This is a genomic window from Paenibacillus sp. SC116 (genome assembly GCF_024733555.1).
Lineage (GTDB): Bacteria > Bacillota > Bacilli > Paenibacillales > Paenibacillaceae > Paenibacillus_B.
The window spans coordinates 236180-257115 of sequence record NZ_JANIOF010000003.1; the positions used below are offsets into that span (position 1 = coordinate 236180).

The 20936-nt window shown below is 34.0% G+C and carries 25 protein-coding genes and 1 pseudogene; 22 read left to right on the forward strand and 4 right to left on the reverse strand.

The features are described from left to right. Nucleotides 1–92: 92 nt before the first annotated feature. The 3 genes from NQ117_RS15215 (at nucleotide 93) to NQ117_RS15225 (ending at nucleotide 2269) form a co-directional block, all read left to right on the forward strand. Nucleotides 93–650 (forward strand): hypothetical protein, encoded by a 558-nt coding sequence (locus NQ117_RS15215; RefSeq protein WP_258278877.1) that lies wholly within the window; start codon nucleotides 93–95, stop codon nucleotides 648–650. Between the two features lie 223 nt (nucleotides 651–873). Beyond that, entirely contained in the window at nucleotides 874–1245 is a 372-nt protein-coding gene (locus NQ117_RS15220; protein ID WP_258278878.1) for a hypothetical protein, read from the forward strand. A 727-nt stretch (nucleotides 1246–1972) separates the two neighbouring features. After that, complete coding sequence (locus NQ117_RS15225) at nucleotides 1973–2269, forward strand: hypothetical protein (RefSeq protein ID WP_258278879.1); 297 nt, start codon at nucleotides 1973–1975, stop codon at nucleotides 2267–2269. Between the two features lie 442 nt (nucleotides 2270–2711). Here the strand turns inward: NQ117_RS15225 and NQ117_RS15230 are convergent, their stop codons facing one another. Next, nucleotides 2712–3029, reverse strand: a complete 318-nt coding sequence (locus tag NQ117_RS15230) for a DUF3997 domain-containing protein (protein WP_258278880.1) — start codon at nucleotides 3027–3029, stop codon at nucleotides 2712–2714. 423 nt (nucleotides 3030–3452) lie between these two features. On the opposite strand from NQ117_RS15230, the gene NQ117_RS15235 reads away from it, so the two are divergent. The 6 genes from NQ117_RS15235 (at nucleotide 3453) to NQ117_RS15260 (ending at nucleotide 7173) form a co-directional block, all read left to right on the forward strand. Next, nucleotides 3453–3869 carry a hypothetical protein gene (locus NQ117_RS15235; protein WP_258278881.1) on the forward strand — a complete coding sequence of 139 codons (417 nt, stop codon included), beginning with the start codon at nucleotides 3453–3455 and terminating at the stop codon, nucleotides 3867–3869. Between the two features lie 157 nt (nucleotides 3870–4026). After that, nucleotides 4027–4149: a hypothetical protein gene (locus tag NQ117_RS15240; protein WP_258278882.1), complete on the forward strand. Its 123-nt coding sequence runs from the start codon at nucleotides 4027–4029 to the stop codon at nucleotides 4147–4149. 320 nt (nucleotides 4150–4469) lie between these two features. Continuing rightward, nucleotides 4470–4856, forward strand: a complete 387-nt coding sequence (locus tag NQ117_RS15245) for a hypothetical protein (RefSeq protein ID WP_258278883.1) — start codon at nucleotides 4470–4472, stop codon at nucleotides 4854–4856. Between the two features lie 381 nt (nucleotides 4857–5237). Next, nucleotides 5238–5930 (forward strand): hypothetical protein, encoded by a 693-nt coding sequence (locus NQ117_RS15250; RefSeq protein WP_258278884.1) that lies wholly within the window; start codon nucleotides 5238–5240, stop codon nucleotides 5928–5930. Between the two features lie 605 nt (nucleotides 5931–6535). Beyond that, nucleotides 6536–6793, forward strand: coding sequence for a hypothetical protein (locus tag NQ117_RS15255; RefSeq protein ID WP_258278885.1), 258 nt, complete (start codon nucleotides 6536–6538; stop codon nucleotides 6791–6793). Nucleotides 6794–6903: 110 nt separating this feature from the next. Continuing rightward, nucleotides 6904–7173 (forward strand): hypothetical protein, encoded by a 270-nt coding sequence (locus tag NQ117_RS15260; RefSeq protein ID WP_258278886.1) that lies wholly within the window; start codon nucleotides 6904–6906, stop codon nucleotides 7171–7173. 145 nt (nucleotides 7174–7318) lie between these two features. Here NQ117_RS15260 and NQ117_RS15265 read toward each other — a convergent pair whose 3' ends face one another. Further along, a complete protein-coding gene (locus tag NQ117_RS15265; RefSeq protein ID WP_258278887.1) occupies nucleotides 7319–7618 on the reverse strand; it encodes a hypothetical protein in 300 nt (99 codons plus the stop codon). 120 nt (nucleotides 7619–7738) lie between these two features. Here NQ117_RS15265 and NQ117_RS15270 point away from each other — a divergent pair, with 120 nt between their 5' ends. Beyond that, on the forward strand, nucleotides 7739–8110 hold the full coding sequence (locus NQ117_RS15270) for a VOC family protein (protein WP_258278888.1): 372 nt from the start codon (nucleotides 7739–7741) through the stop codon (nucleotides 8108–8110). A 245-nt stretch (nucleotides 8111–8355) separates the two neighbouring features. Here NQ117_RS15270 and NQ117_RS15275 read toward each other — a convergent pair. Then, nucleotides 8356–8513 (reverse strand): annotated as a pseudogene (locus tag NQ117_RS15275) (glutamine amidotransferase); the annotation flags it as partial. 698 nt (nucleotides 8514–9211) lie between these two features. Between NQ117_RS15275 and NQ117_RS15280 the strand changes: the two are divergent. The 12 genes from NQ117_RS15280 (at nucleotide 9212) to NQ117_RS15330 (ending at nucleotide 20046) form a co-directional block, all read left to right on the forward strand. Next, nucleotides 9212–9475 carry a PqqD family protein gene (locus NQ117_RS15280; RefSeq protein ID WP_258278889.1) on the forward strand — a complete coding sequence of 88 codons (264 nt, stop codon included), beginning with the start codon at nucleotides 9212–9214 and terminating at the stop codon, nucleotides 9473–9475. Next, complete coding sequence (locus tag NQ117_RS15285) at nucleotides 9468–9893, forward strand: lasso peptide biosynthesis B2 protein (protein ID WP_258278890.1); 426 nt, start codon at nucleotides 9468–9470, stop codon at nucleotides 9891–9893. The genes NQ117_RS15280 and NQ117_RS15285 overlap by 8 nt, the downstream gene beginning before the upstream one ends. Before the next feature lie 13 nt (nucleotides 9894–9906). After that, a complete protein-coding gene (locus tag NQ117_RS15290; RefSeq protein ID WP_258278891.1) occupies nucleotides 9907–11676 on the forward strand; it encodes an asparagine synthase-related protein in 1770 nt (589 codons plus the stop codon). Nucleotides 11677–11727: 51 nt separating this feature from the next. After that, entirely contained in the window at nucleotides 11728–11958 is a 231-nt protein-coding gene (locus NQ117_RS15295) for a hypothetical protein (protein ID WP_258278892.1), read from the forward strand. 152 nt (nucleotides 11959–12110) lie between these two features. Then, complete coding sequence (locus tag NQ117_RS15300; RefSeq protein WP_258278893.1) at nucleotides 12111–12554, forward strand: hypothetical protein; 444 nt, start codon at nucleotides 12111–12113, stop codon at nucleotides 12552–12554. Between the two features lie 2 nt (nucleotides 12555–12556). Further along, complete coding sequence (locus tag NQ117_RS24200) at nucleotides 12557–12979, forward strand: MauE/DoxX family redox-associated membrane protein (RefSeq protein WP_375163081.1); 423 nt, start codon at nucleotides 12557–12559, stop codon at nucleotides 12977–12979. 35 nt (nucleotides 12980–13014) lie between these two features. Then, a complete protein-coding gene (locus NQ117_RS15305; RefSeq protein WP_258278894.1) occupies nucleotides 13015–13560 on the forward strand; it encodes a MauE/DoxX family redox-associated membrane protein in 546 nt (181 codons plus the stop codon). Nucleotides 13561–13589: 29 nt separating this feature from the next. Continuing rightward, entirely contained in the window at nucleotides 13590–14138 is a 549-nt protein-coding gene (locus NQ117_RS15310) for a thioredoxin domain-containing protein (protein WP_258278895.1), read from the forward strand. 94 nt (nucleotides 14139–14232) lie between these two features. Continuing rightward, nucleotides 14233–16065 carry an ABC transporter ATP-binding protein gene (locus NQ117_RS15315; protein WP_258278896.1) on the forward strand — a complete coding sequence of 611 codons (1833 nt, stop codon included), beginning with the start codon at nucleotides 14233–14235 and terminating at the stop codon, nucleotides 16063–16065. Beyond that, entirely contained in the window at nucleotides 16062–16826 is a 765-nt protein-coding gene (locus NQ117_RS15320; RefSeq protein WP_258278897.1) for an ABC transporter ATP-binding protein, read from the forward strand. Before NQ117_RS15315 ends, NQ117_RS15320 begins: the two co-directional genes overlap by 4 nt. After that, the gene (locus tag NQ117_RS15325; RefSeq protein ID WP_258278898.1) at nucleotides 16823–19318 is read left to right on the forward strand and encodes an FtsX-like permease family protein; all 2496 of its coding nucleotides are present in this window, start codon (nucleotides 16823–16825) and stop codon (nucleotides 19316–19318) included. The genes NQ117_RS15320 and NQ117_RS15325 overlap by 4 nt, the downstream gene beginning before the upstream one ends. A 356-nt stretch (nucleotides 19319–19674) precedes the next feature. Next, nucleotides 19675–20046, forward strand: coding sequence for a VOC family protein (locus tag NQ117_RS15330; protein WP_258278899.1), 372 nt, complete (start codon nucleotides 19675–19677; stop codon nucleotides 20044–20046). Nucleotides 20047–20128: 82 nt separating this feature from the next. Here the strand turns inward: NQ117_RS15330 and NQ117_RS15335 are convergent, their stop codons facing one another. Continuing rightward, on the reverse strand, nucleotides 20129–20806 hold the full coding sequence (locus NQ117_RS15335) for a DUF6273 domain-containing protein (RefSeq protein ID WP_258278900.1): 678 nt from the start codon (nucleotides 20804–20806) through the stop codon (nucleotides 20129–20131). Nucleotides 20807–20936 lie beyond the last annotated feature (130 nt).

Here is a 20936-nt window from a genome sequence, read left to right on the forward strand (position 1 = left end):
GGACAGATAATAAAATGTCCTGCCTCTTTTCTTAATCTAAATTAATAACCATTAATGAGAGTGCTTAACTAATTCTATAGAGAGGAGATCTTATGAATAAGCGAATTTTATTGTGCGTGGCCAGTATAACTTTATTAAGTACGGCGCTCATTTTTAGCATTTATCAGTATAAGCACAGTTACTCAGCTCCTCTTAACGCTCATGGATTTAAAAAAGAAGACATTATTGTTAATCAAGGCTATGCACTTGATCCAAACGCCGAACATATAACGAAAGTTGTGTTACTTCGTAACATCGAAAGTCTGGCGATTGCAGGTTTTGAAAAAAGTGAATTAGGGCTGTGGCGAGATTATAGTATAAAAAGCTCTATGGAGAGCCCCTCAAACGGTCAATATGCTATTTATCCACTGAATATTATGAGAAAGTCATCGGAAGGATATGAGTCCGAAAAACACTTATTCGTTGCGACGTATATAGATAGTTCGAATGTTCCCTTGATTATTGGAAACTCTAATTTTTACTTAAGTGTGGACTATTTCACAATCGATAATAAAACCATTTTGTTCGCTCATGCTATTGCGGCTAGAAATAAAGATCAATTTACTTCTGACGAAGTAATTACCTATATAAACTCTCACCTCAAAAAGTAATTTGAAAAGAGATTCATATGAAAAGAGTAATAATCTTAATGATGTTTCTGTTAACAGCAGGGTGAATAAGAATAGGTGTGATGTATGTACGTCTACAAGCTCGTCGCTTATAGAAGATTAGCACTTAAAAAATTGTCTAGTTTGGTGTTGGCAGTCCAATATATGCAGCAAGCGGACGACGTAAATAGTGTTAATAATTTATAGCTGAAGGGGATTGGTTGAAATGAAATTAGTAAGCAGTAAAAAAGGTAAGATTACCGTACTAATACTATTTTGTTTATTAGTAGCTGCTACATTGAAAATAATGAATGTTCCGTTACTGACAATAAACTCAACGGGTGAATTATCAGTTTTCTACGATAACATGCAACAATTAGCAAAGGCTGCTGATTTAATTGTAGAAGTCGAAAAAAAGGATGGAGAATCTTTTAAATATAACGATGTAGCGTTCACTCTATCCACAGTAGACATTAGTAAAGTATATAAGGGGGCCGATCCTAGTATCCAGCATCTAAGAATCTTGGAGACTGGTGGTGTTGTAAACAATATACAATATACGTTTGAAGAAAATGAAGTGCTGCAAAATAGCCAATAAGCCGTATTGTTTTTGGAGAAATATATTGGGTCGGTTGTAGAGGGTGAAGTTTACATTATCTTAGGTGAATATCAAGGTAAGTTTGTAATAAGTGAACAAAGGGAAATCATTCATTTCAATAGTCATTTATCACAACAACTAAAGGAAATAAAGAATATAAGCCAACTACAGAAACTAGTTGAATAATGTTTTGGAAATGATATAAGGAAATCTACAGTAGTAGAACCATGGTTTGGAAGTGAGATGATAAGACAGTGACGTACTTTATTTTTTTCATAATGAATTTTGTGCTGGCTTGTTTTATCTAAAATGAATCAAGTTTTGTTAAGCCCTTATGGCATCTGTAATTTTGTTGATATTGATTGTTGGTATGGACTTTATTAAACGTGATAAAAAGAACTAAGCGAGTTAGGCAGAGCAGAATACCTACAAATATAAAAGAAAAACCCTAGGTTTTGACGATAAATACTTTTTTTAATTCTGGTCAATGTTTATTATATGACCCTGCCCCAAATAGATAAACATATAAAAGAGTATAGTGTTTGTTTTTGCAAATAGCGCAATTTTCTACTGTAGAGTGAATATTTCATACTGGCTAGACAAACATATACTCAGAAGAAGGATAAATGAGGAATTTTTTATCGACTGGCAATAATATAAGTGAATTCTTGAACAGGTAAAACATAAAATAATATGGTTTTATCTGATCGGAAAGGGATGCATGTTTATGAGAAGAAAAATTGGAACCGTATTAATAATAACTGGTTTCGGAGTAATGGCATGGCAACTTATATTTACTAACCAAGATCTGAGTATTAATTATCCAGCCAATGAAATCCACCCTAAAACCGGTGTTTATACTCCTGTAAAAGAACAAGTACTGATTAATAACAGAGAAGTTCCACATCAAAAAGTAATAATTGAACTTTCAGAAGAAGAAGCAAAAAAGCAACGTGAGGAAGCAGGGTATTCTTCAGAAGATGTTCTTGGGGCTGTAATTGTTGGATACAAAGAAATAAAGTAGGAACTGTAATCCAACTACTTTACAAAGGTATTACGTTTTAAATATAGATGACTTTTATTTGAATAGTTTATCAGTTTTTTACTTTGAGCTCTTATCACTGGATTACCTGCTTTAATTCAGTAATAGGAACTCTTTTGTGTCTTTACTTGTTTTCATTAGGATACTAAAATATTTCGTTACAGTATATAAATTTCGATTCGATTGTCCGTACAGATCACTATTTAGGATGGGTTCATCGATCATTATTGATTTGGACTTTTCCTTTTTCAGTTGCAGTGATAGGTGTCGTAGTTGAATTCATATCATTATCATTGGATGCTACTAATAAAAACATCCTAAAGACTAGCTATGATAAAAGTAACGTTCTTTTCATGTACGTTGTCCTTGCATCCTTTTTAAAAGACAGGTGCTTGTATTCTCTTAAAGTGCTTAAAGTCATCAACTAATGAAACTCATCTAGATTTCTCAGAACTACCTCATTAGGTACTTTCATTTTATTTCTTTGTTCAACATATCTAGTATCATTCAAAGGACCATATTTCTTTTTATTCTTTAGGTCAAGTATGTAAAAGTTAGTTCTGCTGTCATCGAGAATCATCCTATGTGCATTGGTAGCATGGGGATCTGGCTTCAATCCAACTTGTTTCGCTACAATATAATCTTCATTCCATCCCACCTGTACTACCTTTGTTCCAATGACAGGGGAGCCAAAGATATCATCTCCTTCCTTGGGAGAAATAATGATTCTATTCGGCTCCATATGATTTGGTTTTCTATACTTTACGAGTTCCTGTAATCGTTGATGCAACTATTTTTTAATATTTTTCGTTAAAAATGAGGTAATCTCCTTCTTAGAAGCAAGACCACATCCCACCTTTACATTTCCCAATACACCCGAGTGTCAACATTTATTAGAGGTAAGAAAATTAAAGAAGGATTTACAGAGGAGAATATTTTGGCTATATATAAATGGGTTTATTTTATCATCATATTCTGTGCCCTGTTATTAAGTATCTCAAGCCTGATTAAAGCTATTGCTGCTGATGACAATGTAATTCTTGAAGTAATAGTTTTTTTACTATGGATAGTAGGAAATGTGTCGCATTTGCATTGGATTTACAAGCATAGACGGGATTCATAGTACGTGATTATCTATTCTCTTATTTTATTAGAAGGTGTGAATATGAAGCAGAACAAGTACCTATTGTTAGCGCTAGTACCCATTCTTATTTCTGTCGGAGTAAATATTTATCAGTGGGAACGATTACGGATATCGGATAAAAAATCGGATTATATCGATCGTGACTTTACCGCGGCAATTGGCAGAATTAGTGCAGGTATTGAAGAAGGTAAGCCACCAGGGGATATCGCATTAGAACATGCTTTCAAAATGAGTGCTTTATTGGAGTACACTTCCTACGACAAAAGAATAACTGCTCAATATGCGAGTGTCGTGCCATTAAAGCTTAGAGACATGGCTCTAAATGGTCAACCTATACAAGGCGCTCTCCACATTAAAAATTTACTACATACGCTTGCAAATGACCCTGAGAATGTACAGATTAACAATGAAATTATAAAGTTCTTTCTACAGGATTGAAGTGATCTAGAATAATAAAACAGCAGCTATAGTGTAGTAGTCTGCTGTTTATTCGTTTGTAGTATGTAATCCACCCATTGCATGTCTTGAAAATGCAGCAATCGTATTTTGAGCATAGTTTATGATGTTCGGGCAAGTATACGGGAGGTAATTAGTAATGAAAAGACTTTACGGGGTCTGTTTTATGCTCGTGGTATTTCTTGCAGCATGTACGAATCAAAAAAATCCAGACCTTCACAGTTGGGCTCATGATGTGGTGACGTGGAATAATGGCGTATAAAAGTTCACGAGCGAAAAGGTCACTGAAATTGAAGAGGAAATTGGAACGATTGATATATATTCCTCAGTTGAAAGTGAAGAAATACCCAATCTGTTCTCTAACAAATATGAAAAAGGCACTAAACTATACAAAATCGTAAATTTAGATACAAATGAACACATTGCGGTGTTGAATAATGGAATCTACTATAAAGCAGATAGATTGGCTGGTATGAAGACAACTCCATGATTGCACTGAAGATACGCAATGCAATTTGTAAGAATAAAGGTGAGATAATGATTCCTTTGAAAATGCTGAGATTGGGATTGGTGTTATTACTCGTGATGGTTATAACAGGCTGCTCTGAGAGACCATTGCCTAAACTTAAAGTAACGTCTGAGAGTAATGTTCAACTCCCTGTACGTTTAGTTTCTTATATGTGGAACCACGAGCCAACTTACGGTAACCCAAGTGATGTTGTGAAAAATATTAAGGCTTCTGTAGTTTCGAAGGGAGAATTGCTAAAGATAGATTTCGACTATTTGCCGAAGGAAGATTCAATTGGTTCACATTTATGGATCGAATCGGAGCCTAGAGGAATAAAACAAGAATTGATTGATAATTCAAATTTAAAAGTACCTAATGAAGCTGGAGAATATATCTACTCGATCGATGCAACATGGGACGAAGGCTCGGTTTCATACGCAATAAAAGTGAAGGTAGAGTAAAACCGTCATCTTTCCCGCTTCCATAAGATTTCAAAAAATCTTGTTAAAACACAGGAGCTTCGATCCGAATACCCGACCATACCACTATTCAGGGTGACCCATTGCCCAGTATCGATTTCCTCTGTTTCAGTTACAGTGATAGGTGTCGTAGTTGAAGATATATTATTACTATTGAAAGATGCTGAAATAAATATCACAAAAACGATACAAGATAACAGTAACGTAGTTTTCATTTACATCCTCCTACATATTTTTTAAAAAGATAGTGAGCTTGATTTTTGCTAAAGCACATGCAGTCACTAACTAGTGAAGTTCATCGAATGAAGTCTACTTAATCTAACTAACAAGTAACAAATAAAAAATAATAGGTTGTGATGAAAGATGACGATTAAAAAGAAAAGTCTGTCATTTACACTATTGGCGTTAATAGTTGCAGTAGTTATAATCACGTTTATACCTAGAAGTCTATCTGGAAACGAGATAGCGGTTAAAGCTGCGGAGCAATTGGAACATAAGGGCTTTGAACATATTAAACGTACTAGCGACAAAGTTAGTTCAGAACATTATCGTGACTTGAATGGGAGTGGAGAAGTAAGTATCTCTTATCATGCAGATGGTTCGCTATTCAATAAAACAATCATCACCGAGCATGGTAGGCGAGTATACGCAATTGGGAATGATAATGGTACATTGGAAGCACTGACATGGGAGCTGCCCAACAATATTGCGAATGAAAATAAAGAGGTGTTGAAAAAATCCCTCCTCCAAGAATTAAAAAATGAATTGCAGAATAAGGACTGGATAGATGAGGGGCAATTTAGTATTGATAACAAGGAAGTAAGGAAAATAAGTTCGCAAGAGGGCAAGTTTCTGGAGTGTGTATATATTGATCAAGTAACCGAAATGCCGATAAAAAAGGAGTTTATTGAAATAGTCTACGGGAAGTCTATTGTTAAAGCAACTGAAGAGTACAGAGTGTTGAATAAAACTCCTGAACATGTATTTGATGTTACTGGTATATCAGCAAAAGAGATAACAGCTCCTGTACCTCCAGAATCAACTTCAAAAGGATAATTGGCCTTCTATTCGTGAGGATTCATGGATTAGTAGTAACTGAGCAAATGATATTTGATGAACGGGAGGCTGGGTATACGAATGTATGTCTAGCCATTATCTTTTTGTCCTATCTTTGAGGCTTTATAAATGGAAGTAGAATGAGATTAAACGAGCTAAAAGTTCGGCTGCTGTGGCGAGGTTATGTGTGAAAAGTTCAATTTACATCAGACGAAGTAATTACCTTTATAAACTCTCACCTCAAAAAAAGTAATATGAAAAGAGTAATAATCTTACTGGTGTTTCTGTTAACTGTTGGGTGCAGTAATCTCGATGATAACGACCTGAAAGTTTTTATCTACACTCACTGAGAAATGTGATGACGGCTACCTACTTATTAGAGAAGATGATAAAGATATAACCATGTATTTTCTTGAAGGCAAATCAGAAGGTGAAATTTATATATTCGCGTAATATCTCTCCAATTCATAAATTTGGAAATAAGGAGAATTTAGAAAAAAACTGTAGCGTATATCGATTTGATGTAAATACAGTCTATTCAGTATATAATATTAACGAATAGATTTTTTTAATCTATTCGTCTTTCTCTCTTTGAGGAGGTTGCTATGAATATAGATTTATTAATACTCGGTGTTGCTTCATTAATATTGGTATTATCCATTTATCAAGTGTTGAAAGATAAGTTTAAATACAGGAGTCTTACTAGTATGGGAAATGTTTTCTTTGGACTTGTAACCATTTTTGTAAACCCAGGTTTTAGAGATAACTATCAAGGATTATTTTATTTTTTCTTAGCTGCATTTATTGTTATGGGAATATTATCAATATATATTTATATCAATTCACCTCATCATGAGAAATAACAACGATATTTAGTTGATTGTAAAGGCTGCTTTTTTAAGTAGGACAGCTTTGAAAACAGCAAGTATCGCTGTTTGATATCATATACAGTACTTAAGAGGGAGTGATTACAGTGTTTGACAGTGTACTACCAATACTCGGTGTCACCGCCCTTCTTTTATTCTATGCATTAATCGCTATTGGGGTAGTATTATTCATCTTTAAGCGAGCGAAAAAGCCTAATTTTTTAAGTGCGATATTATTGTTAGTTATTACTGTGGTCGGTGGATTGTATTTGTTTTTAACTAACTCAGATGACTTTTCTATATTTAGTGTTACAACCTTAAGTGTTGTAATTATAATCATCGTCACTACAGCAACCATTCGTCGGAATAACACATAGTTACAATATAAGGGCACCCAAAAGTCATCAAAGACTGAGGGGCCCTTTTTTTGTATGGTAGATATTTGGCCAACTATTAAACTTGAGAATGACCCTTGGATTGAGACGGCATGTCAAAGGTAAGATACACAAAGGTATCAATCCATCATGGCCCGAAAAATATAACCCCAAGTACCATATACAACGGAAAAGAAAATACTAGAATTCCGTTCAATAGCAGCAGAAGTAAAGAAGACTTGGTTTTATCCTTCAACTCTAGAAGAGCTTGCAAAGCCGCCATAGCACCAACAACCCCAACGATGACTGAAGCGCAATAAGCGATAAGTTTATAATAATCACTCCACTGCAAAGCATAGGCCATATACACCACACCGAGAAGGCTCATACCTAGCACACAAGCAATTGTGGCAAACAAACGATAATTGATATTTGCTGATTTGATCATCGTAGACCTCCTTATACTTCTTATAAATAAAATGATGTTGTAACGGGTAGGATAGATTAATGATCAATCTGTTCGTTTAGGTGATTAACGATAAGAGTAAAGCTAAGGAGCATACATACTATGAGTATAGGGGCGTTTTCGGTAAGTTTAACCGTTAAAGATATTCAGCAATCCAAACAATTTTACGAAAAGATAGGCTTTCATGCTTTCACCGGAGATATAACACAGAACTGGCTCATTATGCAGAACGGCGATTGTACGATTGGCTTGTTTCAAGGCATGTTTGATAAAAACATATTAACGTTTAATCCCGGCTGGAACAACAAAGCGGAAGAAATAAATCCATTCAAAGACGTAAGGGAGCTGCAAGAAGAGTTCCGCAGTAAGGGAATCCCTATTATTAACGATGGCGTATCCACCTCAGAAGGACCAGCTAGTTTTGTCATTGAAGATCCAGATGGCAATTCCATTCTTATTGATCAACATCGATGAAGCAGTAACCACAGACGTTACTTTTATGAAATCGTACATATTAGAATGTTTACGGTCGTCATAGAGCTGATTGTGAACATGATGGTGACTGGAAACGCTAAAATCTGACAAATAAGCTCTCTGGCATCCGTTACATTTCAGAAATCGATGCCAATGTCGGTTATACAATCGGATTCTATGAAAAAGTATCGTTTTTTAGGTGAAGCAAAAAGCCCATTTCCAATGTATACGGAAACGGGCACTTTTTAGTTGCGCTCCGACAAAGTAATCATTAACTTGAAGAAGTATTTTGACTTATGAGTCTTATAGAGATGATACCATTCGTGTAACATTTCTGGTGCAAATACATCTTCAGTACATGCATCGCAAATTCCAACGGAGCTATGCCTGTGTAAGAAGTTAGCACAGCTTGGGATTGTTCCATATGAGAAGTGAAAATCGAAATCTAGGTGACGTAAGAAGAGTATTTCACGGATTCAGGATATAGACATATACGATTTTGTGTAAAAATACCCCATAAAAAAAATAAATAAAGTAGTTGACGGAAAATCCTGGGTGTTGTAATATGATTTTTGTTAGAAAAATTACCCACAATACTCTCATGATTCCACTACAATTAACCGTTTATTCATCTAAAAACTTCTCAGTTAATACGACAAATAATTACTTTCCTTTAATATTCAAACCAAGTTATTGGCTTCGACTTTAGTAGAAAATCATGCCCGCAGAGGAGTTGTATCAATACACTCCGCCTAATCATAAATACATATAATTATGAATACTGATTGAGCGCTAACATGTCCCAGAGTCCCATGTATACGATGTTTGTTATACAAGTTAAATAGGTGTCAACTTTTAAATGTCGTAGACTTTGATATAGGTTAAATCACTTACAACCACTCGGTTAGCTTCTGGTTGGTTGAACTCACGAAGTGGCCCACGTGCTTGTATTCGTTACATGTCGTCTTTTGTAACTTGTATTGAGTCAGTAGAAAAATCTTGCTCGTTCATGAGTCGGCCAATTTCATATCTTATTTTGTGAATTTAGGAAAAATTTAAATTCATTAAATTATATTTCTAGAAAAGAGTTAGAGGTGACTTATGAATTTTACTATTGATAAAAACGTAATTGAATACGAGGAATTAGACGAGATTATTTTGATAAATATGAACCAGAATAACTTTTACTCACTGGACTATATCGGCTCATTAATGTGGAAGAAATTAAGAGAATTAAAGGATGTATCAAAAGTAGCTGAGTTTATTAGTAGAGAATTTAACGAGAATCATATGGAGATAGAGAAAGATATAATCGATTTTATTAAAGAATTAAAAAAAGTAGGGGTGATTACATTACATGAGTAAGTTCAGAAAAATATGTAGTTTTATACATATATATTTGATGCTCATTATATTTGATTTAGAGTTGTCTTGGAAAGGCTTCAATCGAACATTTGAAAAGTTTAAAAATAAATATGTTGTAAATAATCCAATTAGAAGTGAAGCGGAATTCAAAGATATTGGAAATAAGATATTTAACTTTTTTGATATGTTAGATATTGTTTGTGCATGGTACCCACGAAAGGCGGATTGTATTCACAAAACTTTCTTGGGTTATAAAGTTGTACGGAAAAAGTACAAAATTCCCGTCGATATAGTTGTTGGAATAAGAAAGTTTCCTTTTGAAGCACATGCATGGTTACAGAGTAATAATGTTAACTTTTTCGGTGATGACGAAGAAACGAAGAAATATACAATTGTATTGACATCTAATACAGAGTAAGAGGGTGATAAAAATGAAATGGTTTATATTTTCAATCAATAATTCAAGTAACCATTATAAGTTGGATTTGAAAGAGAAAATAAGAGAAGAACTTAAATTATCAGTTGATGAATGTGTTGGGACTATTGATAATTGTCATTATTCATTCTCAAGTAACACTAGTAAGATGTCCTCACAAGTAGAGTTTAATAAGATTGTTATTGTTGGTGATATTAATCTACATAATAGAACGGAGCTTTTGAAAAACAATAACCTAGATAATTATGAGATTTCAGAAATTGAGATGCTCAGCTTATTGTATAGGGAAAAGGGCATTTCGTTTGTCACAGAATTAATAGGTGAGTTCTCGTTTGTATTATATGATCGTGAAAGTAACAAAGTATATTTAGTACGGGATCAAATGGGTATAAAAACATTATTTTGGATCAAAGATCATAATAGTTGTACTATTGCAAGTGATATCTTCTTACTTAAAAATTATTTTAAATTTAATGATCTCAATTATAAATATTTCGAAGAATACTATGAAAGAAACGGAATAATTGACACTGGACTGACTCCTTATCAAGGTGTTAATAGAGTGACCAGTGGAAGCTTTGTTACGATTGGAACGGACGTTGAAACCTATGAATATTGGGATCTTTCCAACATATCTGGGACTATTACATTTAAAAGTGAGTCTGAATATTTTGAACAATTTCGAGAATTGCTATCTACAGCAATAAAGGACAGGATGAGTGTTAATAGTAATAACTCAGTCATGATGAGTGGTGGATTGGATTCAACCTCAATTTATGCTCTCGCAAAAGGGTTAGAAAATTATAAAATTTCACCAGTAAGTGCCGTTTTTGAAGAATTAAGTGAATGTGATGAGAGCCCCCTCATTAAAGAATTGCTTAATAAATATCAAGATAAAGGGATTTTTATCAATTGTGATAATGTGCTAATGCTGGATGATTTCCCAGGGGAAACTCCATTTTCTTATGAGCCTAATGTGAATGCTATCTCTTTTAATTTCACTTTTCATACCGTTAAGAAATCAGTAGATCATGGAATGTTAAATATTTTAAGTGGATATGGTGGAGATCAATTACTTACCGGTTCGCTTTACATGACTAGGGATTTTTTATCCAAATTTAATATTGAAAAAGCGTTCTCTCATATTACGGATTACTCAATTAAAACAAACACGCCTGCGGTACGAAACCTACGTACTTACACATTATTTCCAAACATCATAAAGAAATATGGTATCAATGAAAATAGTAATTTTTATAAGACTATGTCTGAAAAATTAAATCAAATTAAGTATTATCACCAGAAAGAATTGTATTATCAAATATCTAGTGCAAAGTCTCATTTATATACGGATAGAGTAATAGGTGGAATAACTGGCTCAGATATCAACCATCCTTTCTTGGACAGACGACTAGTTGAGTATATGTATAAAATACCTGGTGAACTTAGGCACTCGAAACAATTCAGTAAATATATACTTAGAAAATCCATGCAGGATTATTTAACTGGTAACATTTTAGAAAGAGTTAATAAAACAACGCACTTAGCTCATATCTACAAAAGTATTAGGACTAATTGGAGTACTATTCATAAGGCAGTATATACTCCTAAAATCATTAATCAGCTTAATCTAATATCTATTGACAAATGGAGAGACGAGCTAACTAAGTGGCGCAATGGTATAAAAGTTAAAGATAGTTTCTGGACATTGCTTGCTATAGAGCTATGGTTTACAAAATATGAGCAAGAATCTTCAACAAAATAATTAGTGTTAGACTATTGCACTATTTATAGGGACAAATGGGAGGAATTTAAAATGAAATATGTTAAGCCGTCTGTTCTAGATTGTGGTAAAAGTGAAGATATTATCAAAGGTGATTGCGGTTGGGGAACCGAAGGTTGGACTCTAGATGAGACTGGTGCTTATGATACTCAAAAAAATAGACAGTATGTCTGTGGATACATTGGTAATCCAGCTCTAGGTGGATACACTATATACTGCTGTCGCTCTGAAAGTGCTTGCAGCAGCTCAAATGACCACTGCTAATATTAGCATTCAGCATTGACATGTAATCTTAACTATTAAGTACTAAAAATTAAAAACTAAAACTCCCCTATAAATAGTGCAATATTGTTACATATCATTATAATATGTATGCACCTAGAAGTCTAATTATTTGTTGACAGGAGAAATGCAAATTGATTGACTTGTTTATCGGAATAATGATTACAAGTACAGCAGTAATTATATATATATATTTATTGGTGAAGATTAAAAGAGATGAGTTGTTTACTAGTAAAGCTGTGAAATCAACAAATTTCCATAAAGAATTAAAGCAATACCAAGGATATGTAATTTGTGCAGAAAAAAGTACTATCCTTTATGAAGTTAGTTTATTAAGGCATGTAACAGATACCATTAAAAAGATGGAAGAGTGCTTATTAATTGATGTAACGATTGAAAGCAAGAACAATGAAATAGATACAAACTTCATATATGATCATCGTGTTAAAAATATACCTAGTATTTTACATATTACTGATGAAGGAACAAAAGAAGTTGTTAACCTTGGAGAACTGATGAATCAGAAAAATAAAATTATTGTTAAAAGATTAGAAAATATACTTAGACAGGTAAAATAACTATGGAAAATTTATTACTAATAATAGTCAAAATCGGATATGTAATTCTAGGGATTGTTTATTTAAAAAGTAGTATGACCAAATTAAAAAAACCATTTATGTTTTATATAGCTCTTGAGGAGTATAACGTAATAAAGAACAAGAAATTACTTATTGTATTTACACCTTTTTTAATCGTTTGTGAGCTAGTGCTGTCCTTATTGTTAGTAACGACAATTTTTCCGAAAAGCATGCTTATTCTAGGTGTCTTTATACAATTTTTTTATATACTAATTATGTTAATTAATATGAATAAAGAATTCTCCATGAACTGTAACTGTTTTGCTTTAAATGTACCCAAAAAATTATCTACCAAAAAATTATTAACTAATATCTATTTGCTGATATCTATTGTGCTGTTATATGGATTAGAGATTAGGGCCTGATAAGTTAACTCTATAGTCGTGGCAGAATAGAAAGGATGATTTTATTGTATGTTCTAGGATTGATTTTCAGTATCTCGGTAAGTTTTTTGTTCATATTCTCGGGTTTTCTAAAGTTATTTGCCTGGAAAGAATCAGCCGTTTTTATGGAAAAAATAGATATTATACCTAAAAAAATCGCCCGTCCTATTGGATTGCTTATTCCTTTTGTAGAAATAGCAGTTGCTGTATTATTATTGGTTGCAAGTAATAATATCTTAGTGTTTATTCTAACTGCTATTTTAATTGTTGTGTTGATTTCGATTAATTTCAAAGCTGTATTAGAGAAAAAACAAACGGATTGTTTCTGTTTAGGGAAGCTAATTAACACAAAGACTGGTTATGGTGGTTTAGTACAATGCTTTTTGCTACTATTGAGCATAATTCCTAGTTTCCTATTTAGTGGAACATTCACTGCATTTGATATACTTAATTTAGAATCAATCCAAATACTGACAATTTTAGCAACTTCAATATTGTGGACAATAAGTTTAATAACAATAAGAAAAGTGATTGAGATTTTATATGCTCCTGCTAATGGATGATGAATGTTAAGCTGAGGTGAGATGAAAAAATGGAGATAAATCAACAAATCATAGTGGCTTTACTAATTATCATATTTGTTTTTATTATTATACAATTTGCGATCATATCAAAATATAAAACTGTGAAAAATAAAGAGATAGGGCTTGAAATAAACGAAAAGATACCGAATTTTGATTTTGGGGATATAAAAGGAAGGTCAGGCCATATAGACCAGTTATTATCTAGGAATATAAGACTCTTAATTATGCTCGATGGTAATTGTGAGGAATGCTCCAAAGTTATTAATCTTTTAAAGGCCATGGATACGAACTATTTAGAAGAAATCAAGTTAGTTCTAGTAAAGGCAGAATATAATTATGAAAAAATGGCAGGCTCTGTTTTGGAGGGGAGTGCTATTTATGTTGAGCCTACAGTTATTTTTGATAGATTAAGGGTGAATAGTTTTCCTTATTACTTAAAAGTAAACGATGAAGGAAAAGTGATAAGTAAAGGTCATGCCTTACCACATAATGTTATAGATCTTGTTACGAGCACCACTACTACAACTCACAATTCAATAGAATCCTCAGTAGGTTAATCAAGGGCAAAAAACATACATAGATTATTTTTTAACTGATACTAGAGAGTATTAATGAAAGGTTTAGAAAATTCATGGTGTGAGAAGGTGGGAAATGAGACAGGTCGTAAAGGAAAATGCATTTATTAATTTCATGAAAACGCAAGTATACTTTCTGAAATTAATATATAAAGAACACCCAAAAGGTTTTATTCTTTTTTTTGTTCTCTCATTGAGTACCTCTGTTATTCCTCCAATAGTAATCTTACTGAATAAAGAGATTATAGATACACTAACGCTGCTGAATAATAATTCAGATGCGCTCAAGGTTGCAATATTTTTAATAGCTGGTCTGTTTCTAGTTCAATATATTTCTGCATTGTTAGGGAATATATTAGAGTACGTATTTTTTAAGATCTCACAGACAGTTAGTTTTGTTCTGCAAAAATTAATGAAGCACAAGCTAATTGAAATACCGTTAGAGGAATATGAGGATAGTCATTTTTTTGATAATGTTAATTTAGCTAATATTGCTCTGAATGGCAATGGAATAAAAGTAGTTAGTAGTGTAATTAGTATTATAGGTAATATTATATCTTTAATAGCAATTCTGGGGTTATTACTCTCCATACATTGGTCAATGCCCATAGCCTTATTTATATCTACTTTACCTGGTGTCATATTAATTTTTATAGCAAAAAGAAAGAAATATGCAGTAAACAGAAAAACATCCCCCCAGAGTAGAGAATTAAGTTTTACTGATGGCTTGTTTTTGAATAGAAGCGCCATTAGTGAAATTAAAGTATATGGAACAGGTAACTACTTGATTGAAAAATGGTCCAACATATTTAAGTATATTCAAACTAACAATATGGGTGTAGCATACTGGGAATGTAAGACAAAATCAATAGCTGTGCTGATCTTACAGTTATCTAGCTTAGGTGTTTCTTTATTACTTGTTTCTCAGATTTACAGTAATCAACTTTCGATTGGTTCTTATGTTGCATTACTTGGTGCAGTGACTTCTGTTCAGGGAATTTTCGGCATGATAGGTGGCAATCTAGGTTCTATTTTCGAAACAGCAATTTATAATAACGCATTGATGAAAATAATAAATTATTCAAATGAGTCGGTACATGATAAATCTTCACCAAAAGATGTAGGTAGTATTGAAAGTATATCTCTTGATAATGTTTCATTCTACTACCCCAAATCCGATGCTATGGCACTAAATAAGGTATCTTTTACAATTAATAAGGGTGAAAAAATATCAATTGTTGGATACAATGGCTCTGGAAAAACAACCCTGGTTAAGTGTATTCTAGGACTATATCAAGTGAATGATGGAGAAATAAAAATTAATAATGTAAACATAGCAAAAATCAATCAAGAAAAATACTTCAAACTAATATCTGTTCTATTTCAAGATTTTAGCAGGTTCAAATATGATGTGAGGGAAAACGTAGCACTTGGTGATTTGTCCAAGTTGAAAAATGATGAAGAAATTTATGAAATGTTACAAAAAGTAGGTTTATATGAAAAAGTATTTAATTTTGAACATAAACTAGACACTTACTTAACTAAAGAAATACCTAATGGAAGTGAACTTTCAGGTGGTGAATGGCAAAGGGTTGCTTTAGCTCGAGGTTTTCTAAGAGATGCAGACCTAATGATATTGGATGAGCCTACTGCAGCGTTAGACCCCATAAATGAGCTCAAACTTTTCGAGCTTTTTCACAGTTTATCTAGAGACAAAACCACGATTACAATTTCACATAGAATTGGTCCTACAAAATACTCGGATAAAATAATTGTTATGGATCAAGGAAAAATCGTTGAAGCTGGAAACTATGATTATCTTATGAGTCTGAAGGGCCTGTACTATGAAATGTACATGTCTCAAATGAAATTTTATCAGGATAGTAGAGTAGAGGAAGGTGTAATGTGAAAGAAAAAAAAGTTGTCTTGTCCATAAAAAATTTACAAAAAACATATACTGGGATAGGCTATGAGGTTAAAGCATTAAGGAAGACATCCTTTGACTTATACAGTGGAGAATTCGTTGCTATTATGGGCACGAGTGGTTCAGGAAAAAGTACACTGCTGAATATACTAGGTGCGCTAGATGAACCTAACGGAGGAACAATTACACTCAATGGAAATGTAAAAGAAAATATTTTTTCCGAGCCCAACGCTACTCACTATCGAAGTGAGAACATAGGGTTTATTTTTCAATCTTATAATTTATTAAAAGATTTATCGGTAGAAGAAAATATAGCGCTACCTCTCATATTGAAAAATATAGACGCGAATGAAATCGACGAAAAGGTTACTCAGATGTTGGAGATTACAGGATTAAAAAAATGGAGAAAGCACCGTCCTGTACAGCTTTCTGGTGGGCAGCAGCAAAGAGTTGCCATTGGGAGAGCCTTAATTACTTCACCGCCGATTATATTAGCAGATGAGCCGACAGGAAACTTGGATTTCAATACTTCTACTGACATCTTGAATGTGTTAGTGGATATGAAAAACAGATTCAATCAGAGCATTATATTAGTAACACATGATCCTATCGTAGCTACGTTTGCTGATCGGATATTCTTTTTCCATGATGGGCAAATTGTAGACCAATATAAGTGTTCTGATCGTGATAAAGATATGGGGGAAATATTAGAGAAATTTAAAACGATAATGGAGAAATCTCAATGATAAAATCGATTACGGGATTGGCGATGCGATTTTTTCAAGCTAATAAATTTCTGGCAATTTCCTCAATTTTGAGTATTATGCTTTCGTTTTCTTTGATTATTACTATGGCTGTATTTGCTGATAATGGAAAGCAGTCACTAGAAAGTGAAGTAAAGAAAATGTACGGCGATATGGACTTGTCTGTAGGTTATAATCCGGAACAAAATAAAGTGATTGATTCATCCCTGTTAGAGAAGATTACCAAACGCGAACATGTACAAGAGTTCTCTGGTGTACTGGTTAATCGATTACAAGTAAACGAACTTAACACCCACATTTACACGGTCGGTGTTGAAAGTGATAGTCTTGCGAAGAGCAGATATCATTTTTCTAACTCTATATCTGATAATGAGGTTGCGTTAAATCAATCTTTAGCTAAAGCTTTGAATGTTGCAGTAGGAGATCGCATTTTAATAGAAAATAAAGAACACACTGTGAAAGAAGTTTTGGAGGATCTAGTCGCTACTGGTCTGACCCCAGATATATTACTTTTATCCAGAAGCAATATGCAACAAATTGTTCTTGAAAAGACTGGAGTAAACAATGAAGCCACATATGTGCTTGTTAAAGCGAAGCCTGAAACGGATATCATTGCATTAGCTAACTCTATTAAACAGTTAGATTCTGAAATAAGAATTGACATAGCACAAGAAAATGAGTTTCTAAAAAACAACCTACAGTCATTGACAGTGTTTATGTTGGTAGTAGCCGTACTAGTACTAATTGTTACGTCCCTATTCATAGTCTCCAACTTTGATGCTTTTTTGTATAAATACAATAATCAAATGGCCATTATGCGTTCTATAGGAGCAACAACGGGGCAACTATTTAAAGTTCTGTTTATCCAATACAGTGTAATGAATCTTGTAGGGGCATCCTTAGGCTTGTTTCTGGCAAGAATAAGCAATCAGTTTTTGCAAGAATGGTTTGTTACGTTATTTTCTTTCGAAAGCAATGTTTCTAATTTTAATTATAAAATAGCAATTATGGTAACCATTATAGGTCTTATTATTGTTCAATTATTTATGCTTATTCCAGCCTATAGAACTTCGAAAATATTGCCGTTAATGATTGTTCAACAAAATGAGGAAATCGATTTTTCCAATAGTCGCTTTAAAAAAAGAGTAGGACAAGCTCTGATTATAAGTAGTATTTTCTTTGTTTTTGTTGGGTTTTCTCACAGTGCAGAAGAACCTCAGCCTATCTATTTTTTACTCGCTGCTCTGCTATTAATAATAGGGATATTCCGACTGTTCCCAATATATCTAACCCCAATGTTAAATAGAGTATCACCGATATTAAAGTTATTGTTGGGCAACGTATCTTACGTTGCTATAAGAAATGTTATCCCACAAGTAAGAAAAAACACGTTTATTATTTTGATTATTAGTGTGATGATGATGATTGTCGTCTTCGGCTCAACTTTATTCAAGACGATACAAACTAATGAAGAACAATTTCTGAAAGAACAATATCCAACAAGTATCGTGGTGAAAAGTCGTCTAGGTTACAATTCCACCATTGATCTATTAGAAATTAGAGAAACGATTAGAAAAACACCTGGTGTAGAAGCGGCAAGTACGCTAAGTACAGTATCTTCGGCTAGATTGAAGCAAGGTGAAAAATATATTTCTTTCAATTATGCCTTGGCAGATCTCAAGCAAATGCAGGACAATGGGTTGTTGCCATCAACTCCCTCTGAGTTATCCGATAACAGCATAATAATAACAAAGAACTTTGCAGATAAATACAGCCTGAAAGATGGAGATGAAATTGAACTTGGTCTATATTCTGAACCAGAACAGCGTGTATTGCCAGCGAGCAAAGTAACGGTAGCAAGCGTCGTTGAGCAGTTACCAGGCTCACCTATTGAAGCTTATATGGATTGGGAGAACACAACGTATAAGCAAAAATCGATCGTTTTTAATAAAGTATTTGTAAGTTCAATTGATGAAGCAGCAGCACTGGCTCAATTAGAAAAATTGAACCAGCAGTATCCGGCACAGCTGCAAATCAGCAGTTATAATCAGTCGATTGAGAAGTCCAATCAAATGTTTGTACAAAGATGGTCCATATTTATTGTTGTTTTAGTCATCATTTTGTTATGTGTCATAATAGGTGTGTTCAATTCATTACTGAATAATATACAATCAAAGCGAAAAGAGTTTGCTTTATTGCGAACGATATCTGTTAGTACAAATGGAATATTACGAATTATATTGACTCAAGTTATTGTTTATATCTCTATTGGTTTGGCGCTGGGCCTTGTAATAGGAATGTTAATGACTTTTGTCGTTGGTTTGATTGATTTTGGAACCATGCATTTTGATTTCCAATTAGTTTCTCTTGTTTCAATTTTTATGTTGGGCATGGTATTCATCATATTCATTCCTTTTGCCCGAGCAATGGGCAAGCAAAGTATAACAGCAGAGCTGACAAGAGATAATAAATAGATATTATTTGCTGATTAATGATAATAATTCTATTAAATCAAAAGTAGATAGAAAAGCCATTAGAAGCAGGGCAGCCATTGGTTAAACCTGCTTCTTTTCTATGTTGTACTTGAAATATTGGTACGTGGGTAGAAGCGAAAGAATGCTGTGTTTGTCTAGGTAGTTGTCGTGGTCTTTTTTTAAAAAATTTGCCCGCTTGAAAGTGAGGCAAACAAACGATAATTTCTATTTGCTGATTTGGTCATCGTAGACCTCCTAATAAATAAAAGTAGTTTGTAACGGGGAGGATAGATTTATGCTCAATTGGTTAGTTCGTTTAAGTCCAATGATGTGAAAATAAAGCTAAGGAACATACTATGAGTATAGGGGCGTTTTCTGTAAGTTTAACCGTTAAAGATATTCAGCAATCCAAACAATTTTACGAGAAGCTTGGCTTTCATGCTTTTACCGGAGATATCACACAGAACTGGCTCATTATGCAGAACGGCGATTGTACGATTGGTTTGTTTCAGGGCATGTTTGATAAAAACATATTAACGTTTAATCCCGGCTGGAACAACAAAGCGGAAGAAATAAATCCATTCAAAGACGTAAGGGAGCTGCAAGAGGAGTTCCGCAGTAAGGGAATATCTATTATTAACGATGGTGTGTCCATCTCAGAAGGACCAGCTAGTTTTGTCATTGAAGATCCAGATGGCAATACCATTCTTATCGATCAGCACAGATAGAATGGACAGGTTCTTATTTGAGTACATACTTAGTTAGGCGGAGCGTTATCAGGGGAATTCCCTTGAAACGCTCCGTTTTTTATTATGGCAGATTTATTTTTAGAGAGGGGCGTACGCCGTAACAAGCTAAGTTGACGTTCCCATAACTGCGGATACTGCTGCGAGTACCAACAAAATACGCACGCGAAGAATGACTTGTTTGAGTTCTCAGCCACCACCAGGAACAGCCCAATTCTTCTCCGTCCTCGATGATATAATTATCTTTAACTGATTTATCGTACACATACAAGTTACATCCGTCGCTCTTTTTTATTTTGGCAAATTCGGTTCCTGTTGCTCCACGTTGGGCACGTAATGGGGCTGCACCGAGTTTGTCGGTCAGTTCTTGGGCTTCTGCAACACTGAGCAAAAACACCTTATCTTCCGTGTCTGCGCTATCCTCACCATTGTCTGTACAATGTGTAGTCTTAATGAGCCTCTTCTCGGTGTCGTTGAATGCAGCATTGTAAAACTCATCGTTCAGCCATGTTCGCACATCAGAGTCGCGCCATGTAATATCGGCATTTTCCCGGTAATATCGCTTGGAATCCAAAATGTACTCGCTTAGAAGAAATAGCTCGCCATCTGTATGTTGCAGCACTCTCCATTTTATTGGCGCTCTGTCCGCTCCGTCTGCTGTCTGTGGATAAGTGCCGAATGTAATGAGTTCGCCAGGCTGCGCACTCCGCAGCGTTGTGAAAACTAGATTATCATGTTCCAATAAAATCCCCTCCTATTCGTTTTAATGTAATCGTACAACATGTATGCAAGTGTTAATATAAGGCCTGCATGGGCTTGATTTATCTGCGTAGTAAAATAAGAAGTTTATCAATGTGCTTTAATGTTCTTAT

What these genes read in the sequence shown, in the direction of transcription:
- NQ117_RS15330 (WP_258278899.1), top strand. Translation starts at nt 19,675, where the DNA reads ATGAGTATAGGGGCGTTTTCTGTAAGTTTAACCGTTAAAGATATTCAG.
- NQ117_RS15230 (WP_258278880.1), bottom strand. Translation starts at nt 3,029, where the DNA reads ATGGAGCCGAATAGAATCATTATTTCTCCCAAGGAAGGAGATGATATC.
- NQ117_RS15265 (WP_258278887.1), bottom strand. Translation starts at nt 7,618, where the DNA reads ATGATCAAATCAGCAAATATCAATTATCGTTTGTTTGCCACAATTGCT.
- NQ117_RS15225 (WP_258278879.1), top strand. Translation starts at nt 1,973, where the DNA reads ATGAGAAGAAAAATTGGAACCGTATTAATAATAACTGGTTTCGGAGTA.
- NQ117_RS15285 (WP_258278890.1), top strand. Translation starts at nt 9,468, where the DNA reads ATGAGTAAGTTCAGAAAAATATGTAGTTTTATACATATATATTTGATG.
- NQ117_RS15250 (WP_258278884.1), top strand. Translation starts at nt 5,238, where the DNA reads ATGACGATTAAAAAGAAAAGTCTGTCATTTACACTATTGGCGTTAATA.
- NQ117_RS24200 (WP_375163081.1), top strand. Translation starts at nt 12,557, where the DNA reads ATGGAAAATTTATTACTAATAATAGTCAAAATCGGATATGTAATTCTA.
- NQ117_RS15280 (WP_258278889.1), top strand. Translation starts at nt 9,212, where the DNA reads ATGAATTTTACTATTGATAAAAACGTAATTGAATACGAGGAATTAGAC.
- NQ117_RS15310 (WP_258278895.1), top strand. Translation starts at nt 13,590, where the DNA reads ATGGAGATAAATCAACAAATCATAGTGGCTTTACTAATTATCATATTT.
- NQ117_RS15315 (WP_258278896.1), top strand. Translation starts at nt 14,233, where the DNA reads ATGAGACAGGTCGTAAAGGAAAATGCATTTATTAATTTCATGAAAACG.
- NQ117_RS15305 (WP_258278894.1), top strand. Translation starts at nt 13,015, where the DNA reads ATGATTTTATTGTATGTTCTAGGATTGATTTTCAGTATCTCGGTAAGT.
- NQ117_RS15235 (WP_258278881.1), top strand. Translation starts at nt 3,453, where the DNA reads ATGAAGCAGAACAAGTACCTATTGTTAGCGCTAGTACCCATTCTTATT.
- NQ117_RS15295 (WP_258278892.1), top strand. Translation starts at nt 11,728, where the DNA reads ATGAAATATGTTAAGCCGTCTGTTCTAGATTGTGGTAAAAGTGAAGAT.
- NQ117_RS15270 (WP_258278888.1), top strand. Translation starts at nt 7,739, where the DNA reads ATGAGTATAGGGGCGTTTTCGGTAAGTTTAACCGTTAAAGATATTCAG.
- NQ117_RS15325 (WP_258278898.1), top strand. Translation starts at nt 16,823, where the DNA reads ATGATAAAATCGATTACGGGATTGGCGATGCGATTTTTTCAAGCTAAT.
- NQ117_RS15220 (WP_258278878.1), top strand. Translation starts at nt 874, where the DNA reads ATGAAATTAGTAAGCAGTAAAAAAGGTAAGATTACCGTACTAATACTA.
- NQ117_RS15290 (WP_258278891.1), top strand. Translation starts at nt 9,907, where the DNA reads ATGAAATGGTTTATATTTTCAATCAATAATTCAAGTAACCATTATAAG.
- NQ117_RS15215 (WP_258278877.1), top strand. Translation starts at nt 93, where the DNA reads ATGAATAAGCGAATTTTATTGTGCGTGGCCAGTATAACTTTATTAAGT.
- NQ117_RS15255 (WP_258278885.1), top strand. Translation starts at nt 6,536, where the DNA reads ATGAATATAGATTTATTAATACTCGGTGTTGCTTCATTAATATTGGTA.
- NQ117_RS15240 (WP_258278882.1), top strand. Translation starts at nt 4,027, where the DNA reads ATGAAAAGACTTTACGGGGTCTGTTTTATGCTCGTGGTATTTCTTGCA.